Source organism: Caballeronia sp. dw_276, from assembly GCF_018449635.1.
Lineage (GTDB): Bacteria > Pseudomonadota > Gammaproteobacteria > Burkholderiales > Burkholderiaceae > Caballeronia.
Window position 1 is genome coordinate 238239 of the sequence record NZ_JAAVUV010000007.1, and the last position, 16365, is coordinate 254603.

At 58.2% G+C, this 16365-nt stretch carries 18 protein-coding genes and 1 pseudogene; 14 read left to right on the forward strand and 5 right to left on the reverse strand.

Annotated elements, in window-relative coordinates; all coding sequences use genetic code 11:
- Positions 1 to 22 precede the first annotated feature (22 nt).
- On the forward strand, positions 23 to 1141 hold the full coding sequence (locus HB633_RS17055; protein ID WP_213779344.1) for a 3-deoxy-7-phosphoheptulonate synthase: 1119 nt from the start codon (positions 23 to 25) through the stop codon (positions 1139 to 1141).
- Positions 1142 to 1525: 384 nt separating this feature from the next.
- The gene (locus HB633_RS17060; protein WP_213779345.1) at positions 1526 to 2989 is read left to right on the forward strand and encodes an amino acid permease; all 1464 of its coding nucleotides are present in this window, start codon (positions 1526 to 1528) and stop codon (positions 2987 to 2989) included.
- A 16-nt stretch (positions 2990 to 3005) separates the two neighbouring features.
- Here the strand turns inward: HB633_RS17060 and HB633_RS17065 are convergent, their stop codons facing one another.
- Entirely contained in the window at positions 3006 to 3209 is a 204-nt protein-coding gene (locus HB633_RS17065; protein WP_060818122.1) for a cold-shock protein, read from the reverse strand.
- A 322-nt stretch (positions 3210 to 3531) separates the two neighbouring features.
- On the opposite strand from HB633_RS17065, the pseudogene hmuV reads away from it, so the two are divergent.
- Positions 3532 to 3834 (forward strand): annotated as a pseudogene (gene hmuV, locus HB633_RS17070) (hemin ABC transporter ATP-binding subunit); the annotation flags it as partial.
- A 13-nt stretch (positions 3835 to 3847) separates the two neighbouring features.
- Here the strand turns inward: hmuV and HB633_RS17075 are convergent.
- Entirely contained in the window at positions 3848 to 4534 is a 687-nt protein-coding gene (locus HB633_RS17075) for a TetR/AcrR family transcriptional regulator (RefSeq protein WP_213779346.1), read from the reverse strand.
- 70 nt (positions 4535 to 4604) lie between these two features.
- Between HB633_RS17075 and HB633_RS17080 the strand changes: the two genes are divergently transcribed.
- Together HB633_RS17080 and HB633_RS17085 are read left to right on the forward strand one after the other, a co-directional pair.
- Positions 4605 to 6104, forward strand: coding sequence for an MDR family MFS transporter (locus HB633_RS17080; protein ID WP_213779347.1), 1500 nt, complete (start codon positions 4605 to 4607; stop codon positions 6102 to 6104).
- A gap of 80 nt (positions 6105 to 6184) precedes the next feature.
- A complete protein-coding gene (locus tag HB633_RS17085; protein WP_213779348.1) occupies positions 6185 to 6373 on the forward strand; it encodes a hypothetical protein in 189 nt (62 codons plus the stop codon).
- Between the two features lie 15 nt (positions 6374 to 6388).
- Here the strand turns inward: HB633_RS17085 and HB633_RS17090 are convergent, their stop codons facing one another.
- From HB633_RS17090 to HB633_RS17100, 3 genes are all read right to left on the reverse strand, one after another.
- Positions 6389 to 7456 (reverse strand): branched-chain amino acid ABC transporter substrate-binding protein, encoded by a 1068-nt coding sequence (locus HB633_RS17090; RefSeq protein WP_255580968.1) that lies wholly within the window; start codon positions 7454 to 7456, stop codon positions 6389 to 6391.
- A 107-nt stretch (positions 7457 to 7563) separates the two neighbouring features.
- On the reverse strand, positions 7564 to 8460 hold the full coding sequence (locus tag HB633_RS17095; RefSeq protein ID WP_213779350.1) for a dihydrodipicolinate synthase family protein: 897 nt from the start codon (positions 8458 to 8460) through the stop codon (positions 7564 to 7566).
- A 62-nt stretch (positions 8461 to 8522) separates the two neighbouring features.
- Complete coding sequence (locus HB633_RS17100; RefSeq protein ID WP_213779351.1) at positions 8523 to 9584, reverse strand: proline racemase family protein; 1062 nt, start codon at positions 9582 to 9584, stop codon at positions 8523 to 8525.
- A 290-nt stretch (positions 9585 to 9874) separates the two neighbouring features.
- Between HB633_RS17100 and HB633_RS17105 the strand changes: the two genes are divergently transcribed.
- The 9 genes from HB633_RS17105 (at position 9875) to HB633_RS17145 (ending at position 16290) form a co-directional block, all read left to right on the forward strand.
- Complete coding sequence (locus tag HB633_RS17105; protein ID WP_213779352.1) at positions 9875 to 10630, forward strand: GntR family transcriptional regulator; 756 nt, start codon at positions 9875 to 9877, stop codon at positions 10628 to 10630.
- Between the two features lie 321 nt (positions 10631 to 10951).
- Positions 10952 to 11917 carry a GTP-binding protein gene (locus tag HB633_RS17110; RefSeq protein ID WP_346730329.1) on the forward strand — a complete coding sequence of 322 codons (966 nt, stop codon included), beginning with the start codon at positions 10952 to 10954 and terminating at the stop codon, positions 11915 to 11917.
- A gap of 25 nt (positions 11918 to 11942) precedes the next feature.
- The gene (locus HB633_RS17115) at positions 11943 to 12446 is read left to right on the forward strand and encodes a DUF1097 domain-containing protein (RefSeq protein ID WP_213779354.1); all 504 of its coding nucleotides are present in this window, start codon (positions 11943 to 11945) and stop codon (positions 12444 to 12446) included.
- Between the two features lie 25 nt (positions 12447 to 12471).
- Positions 12472 to 13215, forward strand: a complete 744-nt coding sequence (gene nthB / locus HB633_RS17120) for a nitrile hydratase subunit beta (RefSeq protein ID WP_213779355.1) — start codon at positions 12472 to 12474, stop codon at positions 13213 to 13215.
- 21 nt (positions 13216 to 13236) lie between these two features.
- Positions 13237 to 13878: a nitrile hydratase subunit alpha gene (gene nthA / locus HB633_RS17125; RefSeq protein WP_213779356.1), complete on the forward strand. Its 642-nt coding sequence runs from the start codon at positions 13237 to 13239 to the stop codon at positions 13876 to 13878.
- Between the two features lie 2 nt (positions 13879 to 13880).
- Positions 13881 to 14225 (forward strand): nitrile hydratase accessory protein, encoded by a 345-nt coding sequence (locus HB633_RS17130; RefSeq protein ID WP_213779357.1) that lies wholly within the window; start codon positions 13881 to 13883, stop codon positions 14223 to 14225.
- A 49-nt stretch (positions 14226 to 14274) separates the two neighbouring features.
- Positions 14275 to 14484 carry a CbtB domain-containing protein gene (locus tag HB633_RS17135; protein WP_213779517.1) on the forward strand — a complete coding sequence of 70 codons (210 nt, stop codon included), beginning with the start codon at positions 14275 to 14277 and terminating at the stop codon, positions 14482 to 14484.
- Positions 14485 to 14497: 13 nt separating this feature from the next.
- Complete coding sequence (locus HB633_RS17140) at positions 14498 to 15247, forward strand: CbtA family protein (RefSeq protein ID WP_213779358.1); 750 nt, start codon at positions 14498 to 14500, stop codon at positions 15245 to 15247.
- Between the two features lie 23 nt (positions 15248 to 15270).
- Complete coding sequence (locus HB633_RS17145; RefSeq protein WP_213779359.1) at positions 15271 to 16290, forward strand: GlxA family transcriptional regulator; 1020 nt, start codon at positions 15271 to 15273, stop codon at positions 16288 to 16290.
- Positions 16291 to 16365 lie beyond the last annotated feature (75 nt).

The window sequence follows — 16365 nt, forward strand, 5'->3', positions numbered from 1 at the left end:
CCCAGTTCCGGAGAACCCCACAATGAGCCGCCTCGACAACCCATTCCACGACCAGGAGGCCGGCCGTGCCGACGCGACCCAGGACACGACGCGCATTGACGATGTCCGCATCGGCGCCGTCCGTCCGCTGATCTCGCCGGCGCTGCTGCAAGACGACCTGCCCGTGACCCCGTCCGTGCAGACGCTGGTGGAACGAAGCCGCGTCGAAATCGCGGATATTCTGCAAGGCCGCGATGACCGGCTGGTCGTCGTGGTTGGCCCGTGCTCGATCCATGATCACGATCAGGCGATCGAATATGCGCAGCACTTGAAAACCGCCGCTAACGCTTTGCGCGACGATTTGCTGATCGTCATGCGCGTGTATTTTGAAAAGCCGCGCACGACCGTGGGCTGGAAAGGTTATATCAACGACCCCTTGCTCGATGGCACGTTCCGCATCAACGAAGGGCTTCGCCGCGCGCGCCAGTTGCTGCTCGATATCGGCAACATGGGGCTGCCTACGGGCACCGAGTTCCTCGATCTGCTGAGCCCGCAATACATCGCGGATCTGATCGCGTGGGGCGCAATCGGCGCGCGTACTACGGAGAGCCAGAGTCATCGGCAACTGGCTTCAGGCCTGAGCTGCCCGATCGGATTCAAGAACGGCACTGACGGCGGCGTGCAGATCGCGGCGGACGCAATCGTCGCGGCTGCGGCAAGCCATGCGTTCATGGGCATGACCAAGATGGGCATGGCCGCCATCTTCGAAACGCGGGGCAACGCGGATGCACACGTCATCTTGCGCGGCGGCAAGAAAGGCCCGAACTACGATCGCGAAGGCGTCGCGGTTGCATGCGCCGCATTGAAAGACGTCGGCTTGCGCGAGCAGGTGATGATCGATTGCTCGCATGCGAACTCGGGCAAGTCGCATCTGCGCCAGGTTGAAGTCGGCGAAGATATCGCGCGTCAATTGAACGATGGCGACAAGCGGATCATCGGCGTGATGATCGAAAGCCATCTGGAAGAAGGACGCCAGGATTTGAAACCGGGCGTGCCGTTGCGCAAGGGTGTATCGATTACCGACGCATGTCTCGCATGGACGCAGACCGAACCCGTGCTGCAGACGCTCGCAGCGGCCGTGCGCGAGCGCCGCAAGCATTGAATAATAAGCACTGACTGATCAACGCGCCGGGGGCAGCTTTCCGGCGCGTTGCACGCCGCTACAAACAAGTATTTAGCAAGCAGCACACCCGATCCCGCCTGCATCCGCGCTTTAATCCCCTCGCCACTCCTGTCCGCAATGCCTGCCGCCAACACCGGCTTTTTCACTGCTTCACAACCAAATTCATTCGGCATAGACTGGGTCACCAAAACTCGGTCTCAAGTTGCAGAGGCCGGGTCTTCAGCATCATCAGCCGCTCGCTCATGCGTAGTAATGCGTAGCGCTGAGTCGTCTTGCATCAACCGTATTTCGTAGTGATCCGCAGATCGGACCGGCCTCGCCGGACCGGTTCGTGTCCACCAACGTACGAACGAGGCGACACTGATGGCTGATACGAGTTACATGGCGCGCAAATCCGTCGACGACATCATCAAGAGTGCTGACGGCGGAGAACGCCCGCTCGCCAAAACACTGGGCGCGCTCAGCATCACGGCGATGGGAATCGGCGCGATCATCGGCGCTGGCATCTTCGTGCTGACCGGCACCGCTGCTGCTCAATTCGCGGGACCAAGCATCATCTTGTCGTTTGTACTGGGCGGCATTGCATGCGCCTTCGTGGGCTTGTGCTACTCGGAACTCGCGGCCATGCTGCCCGTCTGCGGCAGCAGTTACACCTACACGTACGCCACGCTCGGGGAGGTGTTCGCCTGGATCATCGGCTGGGACCTGATACTCGAATACGCGATGGGAGCAGCGACGGTCGCGGTCGGCTGGTCGGGATATATCGTAAGCCTGCTGCATAACCTCGGCATAAACTTCCCGCCTCGCTTCGCCGCCGCGCCGGGCACCATCGTGAAACTCGCCGATGGCACGTCCGTCACCGGCGTGGTCAATCTGCCGGCCGTGCTTATCATCGCGCTGCTCACGCTCATGCTAGTGATGGGCACCAAGGAGTCGGCGCGGCTCAACAACGTGATGGTCGCCATCAAGCTGTTCGTGGTGGTGGCGTTCCTCGCGCTCGGCGTGTTCTTCGTGCATCCGGCGAACTGGCATCCGTTCATTCCACCCAATACCGGCGAGTTCGGCAACTTCGGCATGAGCGGGATCTTGCGTGGATCGGCGGTGGTGTTCTTCGCGTTCATCGGCTTCGATGCCGTTTCGACTGCTGCGCAAGAGGCGCGCAAGCCGCAACGTGACATGCCTATCGGCATTCTCGGGTCGCTCGTGATCTGCACCATCCTCTATATCGCGGTCGCGGGTGTGCTCACGGGCCTCGTGCCTTATGGCGAACTGAACGTGCCTGATCCGATCGCCAAGGGCGTCGATGTGATCGGCCTTACATGGTTTTCCATTCTCATCAAGGTGGGCGCGCTTACCGGCCTGACGACGGTGATCCTCGTGTTGCTATATGGCCAGAGCCGCATCTTTTTCACGATGTCGCAGGACGGCCTGTTGCCCGGACTCTTCGCGCGAGTTCATCCGCGCTTGAAGACACCGCATCTGAGCCAGACCATGATCGGCGCTGTGGTTGCCGTCGTTGCGGCGTTCACGCCGATCAGCGTATTGGGCGAGATGGTAAGCATCGGGACGCTGTTCGCGTTCGTGCTTGTATGCGGCGCGGTGATCTATTTGCGACGCAGCGACTCGGACGCGAGCCGGCCGTTTCGTGTGCCGGGCGTACCTGTCGTGCCGATTCTCGGCATCCTGTTTTGTCTACTGCTCATGACCGGCTTGCCGCTGGTCACCTGGATGCGTCTTGTTGTCTGGCTGGTGATTGGACTCGTGATCTACGTCTCGTACGGGCGCAATCATTCGCGGCTGCGGCATCCCGAAACGCACAACCACTAAGGCCGTTTCCGGACCTTCAGGCAGGCAGGATATTCGATGCCTGCTTGCCCTTCGGACCCTGGCCAATATCAAAACTGACCTTCTGGTTCTCCAGCAGCGTCTTGAATCCTTCCGTCTTGATCTCCGAGAAATGCGCGAACAATTCTTCGCTGCCATCGTCCGGCGTGATGAAACCAAAACCCTTTGCGTCGCTAAACCACTTTACTCGTCCGGTCGGCATGGCCGTCTCCTGGCTGCAAAAAGGACGAACGGTAGCACGCAATGCATGGCGGGTTTCATTTGCACGCAGGTTTGTTTGGCGAACTTCATGTTGGTCGTGACAAATTCCGGCGATCTGAACGATCAGCATTCAACAAAAAGTCACCACGAACGTTATTGATAATGATACTTATTTGCAATAAATTCATCAGGCTTACAGACGTACTACAACGCTAACCACATAGCCAACACTCAAACCACAGTCCGCACATCGATGCGTGCTGCCAGCCAGGTGCTCTCAATCACCCAGCCAGCTTACGGGCACCACGCGCAGTGCGGATATCCCACGCTATCTCCTGCTCGATGAACCCACCGCAGCGCCCGATCTTTCGCATCAGCATCGGTTGCTTGCGACTGTGCGCGATCCGGCGCGCGACTGGAACATGGGCGCAATGGCGATCGTGCATGATCCGAACCTGGCGGCGCGTCATGCAGATACCCTCGCGTTCCTCGCGGATGGCACGATCATCGCGCAAGGTCCTCCTCGCGATGTCATGCGGCCCGATCTGATCGAGCGATGTTATGGCTTCGCTGTGCGAATGCTCGACGCAGGCAGCAATTCAGCGCCGGTCGCGGTGCCGGCCTGAGTATTCCCTTAGCTCAAACCGGCCCGACGCCCTGCATCAGCATTGCAACAGCGTGCCGCGCGATGTTGTCGCGCCTCGGCTTGAATCCGTGCTCTTCGGCCCACTTGAAGTTCGCGGCGAGGGGTAGCAAGGTGAGCCCGAACAATGAAACGAACAACAACGATGGCTCCAGATCCGGGTTGAGCTTGCCCTCCTTCTGCCACTTTTCGATGCGTTCGATCGACGCCTTCTGGTTTGCATCGCCGAAACGCTCCGCAATCCGCTGGCGCAACAGGCCGCCTTCGCTGATCACCTCGCGAATCCAGAGCGTCGCAAACCACGGATTCTGCTCGGACACCGTGACCAGCCCTTCTACAAAAGCACGCAGCGCCTCAGCCGGTTCCGCATCCGAATTGGCGAACGCAGAGCCAAGCTTTGCTCGCAACGGCACGAAACGCTCATCGATCAACACATCCAGAAGTTGTTCGCGAGTCTTGAAGTAGTAATGAACCATGGCCGGCGTAACGCCCGCTTCCCGTGCGATTGCGCCAAGCGTCGTTTCCATGATTCCATGGCGCGCGAACAGCAACAATGCAACGTCCAGCAACAGCATCCGCGGCTCGCCAAGTTGCCCGCCTGTCGGGCGGCCGCGCCGGCGAACGGGCTTTTCCGCATCGCCGGAAACATTACTTCGGGAAGGTTCGGTTACATTTTTAGTCATAGTCGCAATTGACCCAGGAAAAGACGTCGCCTAATATTAACTTCCATGTTAATTAATTCCAGGCGCTTGAATGGAAACCTTGCAACCCACCGTTGCGCTTCCCGCAACCGAACGGCCGCCCATCCGGCTGCTTTTTACGGCGCTGCTGCTCGTCATGCTGCTCGGCGCGCTCGACCAGACAATTGTGTCGACGGCGCTTCCGACTATCGTGGGCGAGCTTGGGGGACTTGAAAGCCTGTCCTGGGTGGTGACGTCTTATCTGTTGACGTCCACCATCGTGGTGCCGCTGTATGGCAAGTTCGGCGATCTGTTCGGCCGCAAAGTCGTGATCCAGGCGGCGATCCTGATCTTTCTGGCAGGGTCGATCCTGTGCGGCGTCGCGCAGGACATGACCCAGTTGATTGTCTTGCGCGCTTTGCAGGGGCTCGGCGGCGGCGGCCTGATGGTCGTGACCATGGCGGCCATTGCCGACGTGATTCCGCCTGCGGAACGCGGGCGCTATCAAGGCTTGTTCGGCGGCGTGTTCGGCTTGGCTACCGTGCTTGGGCCCTTGCTGGGCGGGTTTATTGTCGAGCATCTTTCATGGCGCTGGATCTTCTATATCAACGTGCCGTTGGGCGTTGTGGCGCTGATCGTGATCGGGCTGGTGTTCAAGCCGCATGTGGCGCATGTGAAGCATAAAATCGATTACATGGGCGCTGCGTTTTTGGCTACATCGCTCACTTGTATCATTCTTTTTACCAGTCAGGGAGGCACATTGCTGCCCTGGAGTTCTCCGCAGCTCTGGTTCACGCTGGCGCTCGGGATCATTACTCTGGCCGGTTTCATCCATGAAGAACGACTTGCCGACGAACCAATTATGCCGCTTGGGCTCTTCAAGGAGAGCACTTTTGTTTTGAGCGGACTAATCGGTTTCATTGTGGGATTCTCGCTGTTCGGCGCGACCACCTTCCTGCCGCTTTACCTTCAGGTGGCGAAGGGTTCGACGCCGTCGCAAGCCGGCCTGCAGGTCCTGCCCATGATGGCCGGCGTGCTTTCGACATCCATTATCAGCGGCCGGATGATCAGCAAGATCGGCAAGTACCGCTGGTTCCCAATCTGTGGAACGGCACTGGTGGCGGTCGCAATGTTCCTGTTGTCACGGCTCGAACTCGCCACGCCGCTTCACATCATGTATCTGTACATGCTGCTGCTCGGACTCGGTCTTGGGATGGTCATGCAGGTGCTCGTGCTGGCGGTGCAAAACGCGGTGCCGTTCAAGCATATAGGCGTGGCGACATCCGGCGCGACACTGTTCCGGTCGATCGGCGGATCGGTAGGTGTAGCCACGTTCGGCGCGATCTTTTCGAACGGCCTGCAAACACGGCTTGGCGATGCACTTCCGGCGGGCACTGAAATGCCGAGGTCAATGGGACCGGCAATGGTTCATCAGTTACCCGCCGCCGCGCGTGATGTTTACCTCAATGCGTTCGCCGGTTCCATGCACGTGGTGTTTCTGGTGGCGAGCGCCGTTGTGGTGCTGGCGTTTGCCCTGTCATGGTTCATGCAGGACCGGCCATTGCGCAAATAAGGGAATAGGTTGGCGCGTCAGCTTCGATTTGCTTTCGTTTGGTATAAGCTGACGCACTTTCCACAAAGGATGCCTGTCCCATGAAGCTCAAGCATGTGATCATCGTTTCGACACTCGGCGCCTTCGCCCTTATTTCAAGCGGAGCATCCGCCGAAACCTATCATTTTGGCGAAGGACAATCGTCGATGTCAGGCAGTGGAACCACAAAACATCATTCTTCTGCGCCCAAGCATCGCAAGCAAAGCAAGACGCGGAACACCGCGTCTTGAGCCTGACAGGCTTGCTCAATTCGGAACCAGCTGCGACTTTCTGAACGTGTAGACGGTCGTTGGGGCGCCTTTCAGGTTGCCGTTGGCATCGAATGCGTAGTGGCCTGCAATGCCGTCGTATTGCACGTTCGCCAGATATGCGCGCACCTTCGCACGGTCCGTGGTCGTATTGGTTGCCTGCATGGCCTGCGCGATCATCATGGTGCCGTCGTAGAAATTGGCGGCGTACACGAGCATGTCCATGTTGTAGGTCGATTTATAGCGCTTGATGAACGCGCGCCCTGCGTCCGTCTTGTCCAGCGCCGAGCCGCCTTGCGCACAAAACACATTCGACGAAAGCTCGCCCGTCAATTGCGCCATTTCCGCCGAGCAGATCCCATCGCCGCCGAGCAGCTTCGATTTCAATGCAATCTGATGCATCTGCTTGACCATTGGCCCGGCCTGCGCCGTGTAGCCGCCATAAAAAATGGCGTCCGGATCTTTTGCCTTGAGCGTCGAGAGAATGGCCTTGAAGTCCACCGCATTCGTGTTCGTATAGTCCTGGCCGACCACAGTCAGGCCGATCTGTTTGGCTTCCCGCAAAAACTCGGTTGCGATGCCTTCACCGTAAGCGGTGCGGTCATCGATCACTGCCACCGTTTTCGCCTTCAGCACATTCTTCGCGAAATCGGCCATGGAACCGCCGAGCTGCGCGTCGCTCGCACCAATGCGAAAAATGGTATTGAAGCCCTGCGCCGTCAACGCAGGATTCGATGCAACCGGAAGAATCGCGACGCCCGCGCCGTTGAACACGCGCGATGCCGGAATGGCGACGCCCGAGTTGTTCGGTCCGAGGATCGCAATCGAACCACCATCGACGAGTTTTTGAGCGATCTGGACGCCGACCTTCGGGTCGCCCTGATCGTCTTCCGAGTCTAGTTTGAGCGTGATCTTCTGGCCGCCGACAACCAGCGGTTTCGCATTCAGATCCTGAATGGCGAGCTTCGCGCCGTTCTCGTTGTCCTTGCCGCTGCCCGCCTGATTGCCGGTGAGCGGCCCGGACAATCCGATTGTCACCGTGGTGTCCGCGAGAGCCGTTCCCATGATTGCAGAAAGACCGCAACAGACTACGAAGTTTCTGGTTAAGCGCATTTTTTCTTCCCACAAATAATGTTTCAACTGGAACGCTCACGCGGAGCAGGTTTTATTAATCAGATATCCGAAGGAACCGGCGGACGGGTTTCTATTGCGTGGCGTACCAACGCTTCAATGTGTGCGCGTTTTGCACCTTCGTGCGCCATACGCGGCATCCGCACGCGATCGTTCGAATTCGCGGTGATCGCTTCGACCAGTTTGATGTTTTGCACGAGGTAGGAGCTCACATCGAGGTCGAGCAACGGACGGAACCATTGATAGATGGAGAGCGCCTCTTTGTATCGGCCGAGCTTCATCAAGCGATAAATCGCCACGGTTTCCGCCGGGAACGCGCAGCACAATCCCGCGACCCAACCATGTGCGCCTACAGCCAGCGCTTCGAACGCGAGGTTGTCCACGCCCGTCAGCACGTCGTATCGATCGCCGAAGATGGTGAGAATTTCGGTTGCGCGGCGAATGTCATCCGATGATTCCTTGATCGCGACGAAATGCGAATCCGACGCCAGCGCTTCCAGAATCGGCGACGTCACATCGACTCGATACGCAATACGGTTCGAATAAATCATGACGGGCAATTCGCCCGCGGCCGCAACCGCCTTGAGCGTGGCTACCGTTTCACGTTCGTCCGTGTGGTACACCATACTGGGCACCACCATCAAACCAGCGGCGCCGGCCTTGCGAGCTTTCTCGGCCAGCGCGCAAGCTTCCTTGGTGGAGGCTTCGGCAACCGTCATCAGAATTGGCCTACCGCCCGCAACCGAAAGCGCGGTGTCCAGTACTTCGATGCGTTCGGCGTGCGACAACATCGGCCCTTCGCCCAGCGACCCACATACAATCAAGCCGTCACACCCTGCGTCGAGCTGGATCGAAAATCCAAGCACCATCTCGTCGCGATCCAGTTTTCCGTCGGCGTCGAATTTCGTGGTTACTGCGGGATAAACACCATGCCACATGAAAAGTACTCCTTGTTAGTTTTCCGTCGAATGTTCTGTGAATCAACGCGTCTTGATGAGAGTTACGCTCTCGATTTGATCAGCTTGTCGTCGACCGCTTCCAGCCAGGTATCCGACAAAGTGAAGCCTGTCTGAAACCGGTCGCTTGGATCAATGCCTACCTGCGAAATCGCGCTGATCCACGCCTGACCCGATACCACCGGCACCACCGCCGGGTACGAACCCAGTCGCGTAACCGACGCGACATGGCTTTCGAACACCGAACCAATGATCGATTCGTGGATGAACTTCTCGCCCACGCCAATCTGGCCTTTCGCATGCATCACTGCGAGCCGCGCCGATGTGCCCGTTCCGCAAGGCGAGCGGTCGCATCGGCCGGGGGACACGATCACCGTATTGCGCGAGGTCAGCACGCCGTTCTCACGTCGCAACGGCAATACGAATTCGGTTTGCGTAATGCCCTTGATCAGCGGATTGAGCGGATGCGGCGAAGGCAGTTGTTCCGCCGCTGCAGCCTTGATGGTCTGGCCGAGTTCGCACAGATCACGCGCTTCATCGGGCGTGATATTGAAGCCGAGGCTTTGCGCATCCACGAGCACATAGGTCATGCCGCCATATCCAACGTCGACTGTGATGCTGCCGAGTCCCGCTACTTCGATAACCTTGCCCAGGTGATTCGCGAAAGCCGGCTGGTTCGTGAATTCAACCTTGGTCACCTTGCCTTGCGAACACTCGCATCGCACCTTGATCAGGCCGGCAGGCGCCTCGAGAACCAGTTCGGTCACCGGTTCTGTCATCGGAAGAATGCCGGTCTCGAGCAACACCGTGGCTACGCACATCGTGTTCGAGCCCGACATTGCGGGGTATTCGGTCGATTCCGCGATCACATACCCCATCTGCGCACGGGGATCGGTAGCAGGGAGGATGAAATTCACGCTCTGGTTCGCTGAACCACGCGGCTCGAACAAGCAGAGCTTGCGCAAGTCGTCGCGGCTCTCTTCCAGGTACATCATTTTTTCGAACATGGTAGCGCCTGGAACATCGAATACGCCACCGGTCACCACATTGCCGACTTCCCCCTCGGCGTGGCAGTTCACCACATTCAGCACCTTGCTCCAACGCATGAAAAACCCTCTCGAATTGTCCGGCCGACGCTCAAGTAACTGCCCTCGGGCATACTTCTGATTTCCTCTGAATTTCTGGAGATTGTATCCAATATGCTGTTTACAAAAGCCGGTGTCAAGAAAGTTTTTTCTCACTTTTTCAGTGCTTCACAGCGGTCCGAAGTTGGAGTTATCGGCCCGTAATCAAGCCTGGAAGCGGCTCTCGGACCTGCGTGCGCCATCGGGCCGAATGGATACAACATCCATTTGTGGCATCATGTCTTTGACGAATTTCTTCTGGAACCGCATTCATGCAGCGCGCCAATTCCGCTCCGTCGCTCGCCGACGACCTGCTTCCCGACGAAGCCCACTCTCAACTTGCAAGCGCGCGCGCCCCCAAAATCACGCGCGCGACGACCGTCGATCTCGTGCTCGAAGCCATTCGTGGAAAAATTCTGCGCGGTGAAATCGGTTCGGGTGAAGCCCTGCGTCAGGAAGCGCTTGCCGATGAACTCGGCGTAAGCCGAGTACCCATCCGCGAAGCCATTACTCGCCTTCACGGCGAGGGGCTCGTGACGCTGATCCCGCATAAAGGCGCGTACGTATGCGGGATCTCCGCGGACGAAGTCAGGGAAAGCTTCGAGATCCGCCTGCGGCTTGAGCCGTGGATTTTTGGCGCGGCGATGGCCGCGAGCGACGACGACACCCTGGCGAAGGCGCTTGAAATAGTCGATGAAATGGAAAGCGCCACTGAAGCCACATGGGGCCAGTTGAACTGGCGGTTTCACGAGACGCTTTATGCGCCCTCGGGACTTCACCTTGCCATCGAAACGCTCAAGCGCCTGAACGATCGCAACGAGCGTTATTTCCGCTTTCAGGTCGTCAACGTCCCTATTCGCGAGAACACACGGCGCGAACATATTGAAATGATCGAGGCGAGCCGCGCCCGTGACGTGAGACTTGGTACACGCATTCTTCGCGATCACCTCAAGATGGCGATGAACCAGATCGTGTCCGTCGCGGAAGCATTGCTGCGGCGTGAAGCCGCCCGCGGTGCACGGGGCTAATCTGCATCAATGACTTGCACGCATCAATCGGTGTTTCTTCAGGCGATTAGTCACGGAACATTGCGCCCCAGACGCGGGCATGAATGCGCATTGCCGCACCAAGAATCAGCAGCCCGAGCTTGACCCGACGCAGGCGGATTTTGTCCGTTACGTACCGCTCCGACATATAAAGACATTAGATAGGCGCATTCGAGACAGAGCACGTCGCGCAAAAGCCGCCCAGCGGAAACGGGCCTGATACTCGCTCTAAACGAGGCTGACTTCACTCAGCCCTCGTGGGTATCAGCCATGCACCAGCCCCAAGCTTCAAGAAAGATTCCCGTGACCGTGATCTCCGGTTTCCTCGGTGCGGGCAAGACCACGCTCGTCAATCATCTCATGCAGCAGCACACGGGCGGCCGCATTGGCGTGGTCGTGAATGAGTTCGGCGAAGTCGGCATAGATGGTCAACTGATCGTCGCCGAAGAAGAGGCGCTGATCGAAATCAATAATGGTTGCGTGTGTTGCACCGTGCGCGCCGATCTGGTGGCGAGCGTGAAAGAACTGCTCGCACGATCGCAAGGCGCATCGCACGGCAGGCTAGAACGGTTGATAGTGGAAACATCCGGACTTGCCGATCCGGCGCCGGTGCTTCAGACCTTTCTTGCAGACCCCGACCTCCGGGAAGCAGTCGAACTCGAGTCGGTCGTGACCGTGGTCGATGCACATCATTTCGGCCAGCAACTTCATGACGAGATTGTCCGCGAACAAGTTGCGTTCGCCGATGTGATCGTGATCAACAAGATCGATCTCATCGATCAATCTTCGCTGCAGCAACTCGAGCTTCAAATACGCGCGCTCAATCCGACAGCGTCCATCACTACCGCGAGTCAATCGCGCGTTGCCGCCGATTCGCTGCTTGGCGTGCGGCGCTTTTCATTGCCCGCGCTGCTGGAACTGGAACCCGATTTACTCGATGAAAACGCTCATGACCACGAGCACGACGCATCCATTCAATCATGCGCGTTGATTGAAAGAGGCGCGCTCGATCCTGACCGGTTTAATAAATGGATCAATCAACTTGTGCAGGAACGTGGCCAACAACTCATGCGCATGAAGGGCGTATTGCATTTTGAATCGGAGCCTCGCCAGTTTCATTTTCACAGCGTTCACATGTTGCTCGAAGGCCGCCCCGGCCGGGCATGGCGCGCGGATGAAGCGCGTGAAAACAAGTTTGTTTTCATCGGCCGCGATCTCGATATGCCGCGTCTTCGAGAAGCATTCGTGAACTGTCTCCACCCGTCGTGAATCCCCCACCCTCAAGGAGCCTGCAATGAAAAAGTCCGAAGCGTTCACGGTCAGCATCGGTGTGTTGGCTGTCGTCGATACCTATGTCACTGCCACCGTTTTTCCCGTCCCGGTATGGGTGACGTTCATCGCATGGGCGTCGTTCTTCGTGGTCGGCGGCGGCTCGGCCGGGTTTGTTCAGAGCGTCGCATCGAACCTGGTCGGGCTCGTCATTGCGTCGCTCTCGCTTCTCGCGATCGCAAGCTCGACACAGACGCCCATCATTGCCGCGATATGCGTGGGCGTGGGCAGCGCGGCGATGGTGCAAGCGTCGAAGCTCAAGTTGTTGAACGTGCTGCCCGCCGTGGTGTGGGGCTTTGCATCCACGGTTGGCACCACGGTTGCGACGGGCAAGGCGATCACAACCGCCGGAATCCATAACCCCGCACTCGTTGCCGCGGCCGCGCTGGTTACCGGTGCGCTGTTCGGCATTGTGTCGGAAGTGCTCGGCGATGCGCTGACGCGCAAGCCTGAACCACAACTCAACTGACTTTACGGACGAAGGAGGCTACCGAATGAAACTACAGCACAACCTGGGCGGACTCGAAAACCTCGGCCCGGTGAATGTCGAAACCAATGTGTTCGTGCAGCCTTGGGAGCGACGCATCTTCGGCATACACACGGTCATGATGGCGGAGAGCACGCATCTCGCGAACGCGTTGCCGCGCTATCCCATCGCCGAGTTGCCGACTACGTTCAAGAACACATGGACGTGGGCATCGCTACGTACGGGTGCGGAAGGCATGCAACCGTTCGAATACTTCAAGTATCGCTATTACGAAAAATGGCTGATGGGCATCTCGCAGTTTTTCATCGACGAAGGTTATGTATCGGCCGATGAACTCGACGAAAAGACCGGTCACTATCGCGCCAACCCGCAGGCTGCACTTCCGGATCAACCCAATCCGGCGATCGCCGCGCAGATCAGCGCTTACCTGGTCAAGGGTGATTCAGGCTTTCACGAGTTCAAGGAGGCACCTCGTTTTGCGAAAGGCGCACGCGTGCGCGTGGCTGATCCCGACGCGGTGGATCACACGCGGCTGCCCGGGTATCTGCGCAACAAGGCAGGCACGGTGGATCTCGTATATCCCGGCGCGTTCTCCTACTTCGTCTCGACAGGTCCGGACGGCATTGGTCATGCGATGCCGGTGTATCGCGTGGCGTTCGATGCCGCGGATATCTGGGGCAAGGAGAAGAGCGAGCCCAACACGACCATCTACGCTGACCTGTTCGATGCCTATCTGCTTGCATCCAACTAAACCATGCCAGGAATCGAGACCATGAGCGAACTATTCAAATACGACGACGAACGCGAAGCGGCCAGCGCCGCGAGGGTGCGTGCACTGGAAGCGCTGCTGATCGAGAAAGGCGTACTCGGCAGCGATTCAGTCGATACGGTCCTCGGCCATTTCGAAACGATCGCGGGTCCGTTCAACGGCGCGCGCATCGTGGCGCGCGCCTGGTTGGACCCTGCGTTCAAGCAACTTCTCATAGACGATACGCCGAAGGCCATTGCGTCCATGAACCTGCCTCAAGGCATGGACGGCGCTGAAGGCGAACACATGGCGGCCGTCGCGAACGGCGACGGTGTGCACAATCTGATCATCTGCACGCTGTGCTCGTGCTATCCATGGCCGGTGCTTGGCCTGCCGCCGTACTGGTACAAGGACCCTGTATTCCGCGCGCGCGGCGTGCGTGAACCCCGTGCGGTGCTGCGTGAATTCGGCGTGCCCGTCGCGCCGGAGACGAAAGTCAAGGTCTGGGACAGCAGTGCGCAGATTCGATGGTTCGTCGTGCCGGAGCGTCCCGCCGGAACAGACGACATGAGCGAGGACGAACTGGCTGCGCTCATCACGCCGGAAGCCATGATGGGCGTCGCCCTCGTGCCTTCGCCATCGTCGACCTCAACTTCCGTGGCCTGATCATGTTCACTCGCTTCGAGGAATACGCAGCGTCGAGCATGCTCGGCCAACCTGATTCCCCGCCACGTCTGCAAGGCAAATTTCTCTTCGATAAACCCTGGGAACGCGAAGTATTCGGCCTTGCGCTGTCGTTGTCGAAGGCGGGTTATTTCGAATGGGAAGCCTTCAGGCAGAACCTGATTGAGTCGATTGCGCAATGGGAAGACGGCTATTGCGAAGGGCAACCGCGTTGGGACTATTACGAACGCTTTTTTGTCGCGCTAAAGAAAACGCTTGTCGATGCAGGCGTACTCTCGGCTTTGGAAATGGCAGGTATCGATGCCGTATTCGCAAGCGCCGGCGCTTAGGAAATCCACGCATTCATATTCGGGCTAGAGCCCTAAGGAGATTTTCATGATGAACGACGCTGTACTCGATCCCGTTGCATTCCCCTCTCCGTTACCCGTTCGCGAACTGATGCCGTGGGCCATTTTCGGCGGTCTTCTGATGCTCCTCGCCATTTATTTTGTCGGCGCGGAAGAAGGTGCGACTTCGCTGATTCCGGGAATGTACGTCCACGAATTTGTCCACGATGGCCGGCATCTCCTCGGCTTTCCTTGCCACTGATAAGGAGCGTCTCATGGTCGGTAAATTATTGGTGCGCGGAATGCTTGCGGGAATTGCCGCGGGCTTGCTGACTTTCGGTTTTGCAAGGATCGCGGGCGAGCCGCAAGTCGATCAGGCGATATCGTTCGAACAAAAAGCCGATGAAGCCAAAGGCGAAGCGCCCGAACCTGAACTCGTCAGCCGTCACACGCAAGCGGGTATCGGTTTGTTGACCGGGGTCCTTGCGTACGGCGCTGCTATAGGTGGATTATTTGCACTGAGCTTTGCGGCAATGATCGGCAGGGTTGGCAAGCTTGGTCCGAAAGCCTTGTCTGCGTTGATTGCGCTAAGCGGGTTCGTGGTGTTGGTAGTCGTGCCTGCAATCAAATATCCGGCCAATCCGCCATCGGTTGGAGACCCTGAGACGATTGGCTATAGAACAGGCCTCTACTTTCTGATGATTGTCATTTCCCTGGCGGTTATGGTGTTCGCGCTTGGCGTCCGGCGCGCCGCGCTAAGCCGGCTCGATGCATGGAACGCGTCTATTATTGGCGGTGCAGTATTTGTCGTGGTCATTGCTGCTGTTCAGATTGCGATGCCCGAAATCAATGAAGTGCCAAGCGCTTTCCCCGCCGTATTGCTTTGGAAATTCCGCCTGGCGGCCCTCGGAATGCAAGCGGTCATGTGGACTGCGCTTGGCCTTCTGTTTGGAGCATTGGCGCAGCAGAGCCTGCATGGCACGTCGTTGCGGCGGACCATGCCGCGAGATTATATAAACAGCTAGCCCTAGAACTCCTGGAACTGCGTATGCGCAAGATCACCGTCGCCATGGTGCTGTTTCCCGGCTTTCAGTTGCTCGACATCGCAGGCCCCAAGGATGCGTTCGCCGAAGTTCGCATCCTGAGCCAAGGCGAGTGTGAGTACGAAATGCTGACTGTCGGGACCACCCGCGGCTCCGTGCGATCGTCGAGCGGTCTCACTGTCGTGCCGGACAGAACAATATTCGACCCATGCCCGCAGTTCGATACGGTGATCATTCCAGGCGGGCTCGGCATTTTTGAAGTGCTGGAAGACTCCACGCTTAGCGAGTGGCTCGTCAAGCAACGCCGTATCAGCCGGCGTATCGCTGCAATTTGCAATGGCGTGTTCGCGTTCGGCGCGGCCGGCATGATCGATAACCGGACGGTCACGACTCACTGGATGGACGCAGCGCGGCTCGCCTCCATGTTCCCAAAGGCCAATGTCGAACCCGATCAGATCTACGTCAAGGACGAGGGCATCTATACGACCGCGGGCGTGACGGCGGGTATCGACCTTGCGCTCGTGATGATTGAAGAGGACTTCGGCAAGAAGATGGCGCTCGATGTCGCCAAGTATCTGATCGTGTATGTCCGGCGCGCGGGCGGTCAATCGCAGTTCAGTCCATTGCTCGAAACCCAGGGCGCCGCCGATTCCCAAATCCAGCCTGTCCGGCAGTACCTGCTCGACAATCTTCATCTGCCGCACACCATGTCATCGCTTGCCCAACGGCTGAACATGAGCGCGCGCAATCTCTCGCGGGTTTTCAGCAAGGAATGCGGCGTGAGCCTGATGGCTTTTCTCAACGATGCGCGTATCGACGCCGCCCGGCGTTATCTTGAAAGCACCGATCACACGGTATCCGTGATCGCGCGGCGATGCGGCTTCGAAAGCGCCGACACACTCAGGCGGACATTCAGCAAGCGCTTGCATATCAGTCCGATGGAATACCGCCAGCGGTTCCGGTCAAACGACTTGAGCAATACCGAGAATGCGCCAAAGCGCAACCGAGTGTCCGAGAGGGTTTGATCCCCGAACGCGGCCATCCGAGACCCACAAGGCTCCATGTAAATGCATTTCGCGTTAGCATGCGTTCCATCGAAT

Excerpts from the sequence above, each read along its gene's own strand:
- HB633_RS17080 (WP_213779347.1), top strand. The coding sequence starts at position 4,605 with ATGGAAACCTTGCAACCCACCGTTGCGCTTCCCGCAACCGAACGGCCG.
- HB633_RS17085 (WP_213779348.1), top strand. The coding sequence starts at position 6,185 with ATGAAGCTCAAGCATGTGATCATCGTTTCGACACTCGGCGCCTTCGCC.
- HB633_RS17100 (WP_213779351.1), bottom strand. The coding sequence starts at position 9,584 with ATGCGTTGGAGCAAGGTGCTGAATGTGGTGAACTGCCACGCCGAGGGG.
- HB633_RS17065 (WP_060818122.1), bottom strand. The coding sequence starts at position 3,209 with ATGCCGACCGGACGAGTAAAGTGGTTTAGCGACGCAAAGGGTTTTGGT.
- HB633_RS17095 (WP_213779350.1), bottom strand. The coding sequence starts at position 8,460 with ATGTGGCATGGTGTTTATCCCGCAGTAACCACGAAATTCGACGCCGAC.
- HB633_RS17055 (WP_213779344.1), top strand. The coding sequence starts at position 23 with ATGAGCCGCCTCGACAACCCATTCCACGACCAGGAGGCCGGCCGTGCC.
- HB633_RS17060 (WP_213779345.1), top strand. The coding sequence starts at position 1,526 with ATGGCTGATACGAGTTACATGGCGCGCAAATCCGTCGACGACATCATC.
- nthB (WP_213779355.1), top strand. The coding sequence starts at position 12,472 with ATGAAACTACAGCACAACCTGGGCGGACTCGAAAACCTCGGCCCGGTG.
- HB633_RS17090 (WP_255580968.1), bottom strand. The coding sequence starts at position 7,456 with ATGGGAACGGCTCTCGCGGACACCACGGTGACAATCGGATTGTCCGGG.
- HB633_RS17130 (WP_213779357.1), top strand. The coding sequence starts at position 13,881 with ATGTTCACTCGCTTCGAGGAATACGCAGCGTCGAGCATGCTCGGCCAA.
- HB633_RS17140 (WP_213779358.1), top strand. The coding sequence starts at position 14,498 with ATGGTCGGTAAATTATTGGTGCGCGGAATGCTTGCGGGAATTGCCGCG.
- HB633_RS17145 (WP_213779359.1), top strand. The coding sequence starts at position 15,271 with ATGCGCAAGATCACCGTCGCCATGGTGCTGTTTCCCGGCTTTCAGTTG.
- nthA (WP_213779356.1), top strand. The coding sequence starts at position 13,237 with ATGAGCGAACTATTCAAATACGACGACGAACGCGAAGCGGCCAGCGCC.
- HB633_RS17115 (WP_213779354.1), top strand. The coding sequence starts at position 11,943 with ATGAAAAAGTCCGAAGCGTTCACGGTCAGCATCGGTGTGTTGGCTGTC.
- HB633_RS17075 (WP_213779346.1), bottom strand. The coding sequence starts at position 4,534 with ATGACTAAAAATGTAACCGAACCTTCCCGAAGTAATGTTTCCGGCGAT.
- HB633_RS17105 (WP_213779352.1), top strand. The coding sequence starts at position 9,875 with ATGCAGCGCGCCAATTCCGCTCCGTCGCTCGCCGACGACCTGCTTCCC.
- HB633_RS17135 (WP_213779517.1), top strand. The coding sequence starts at position 14,275 with ATGAACGACGCTGTACTCGATCCCGTTGCATTCCCCTCTCCGTTACCC.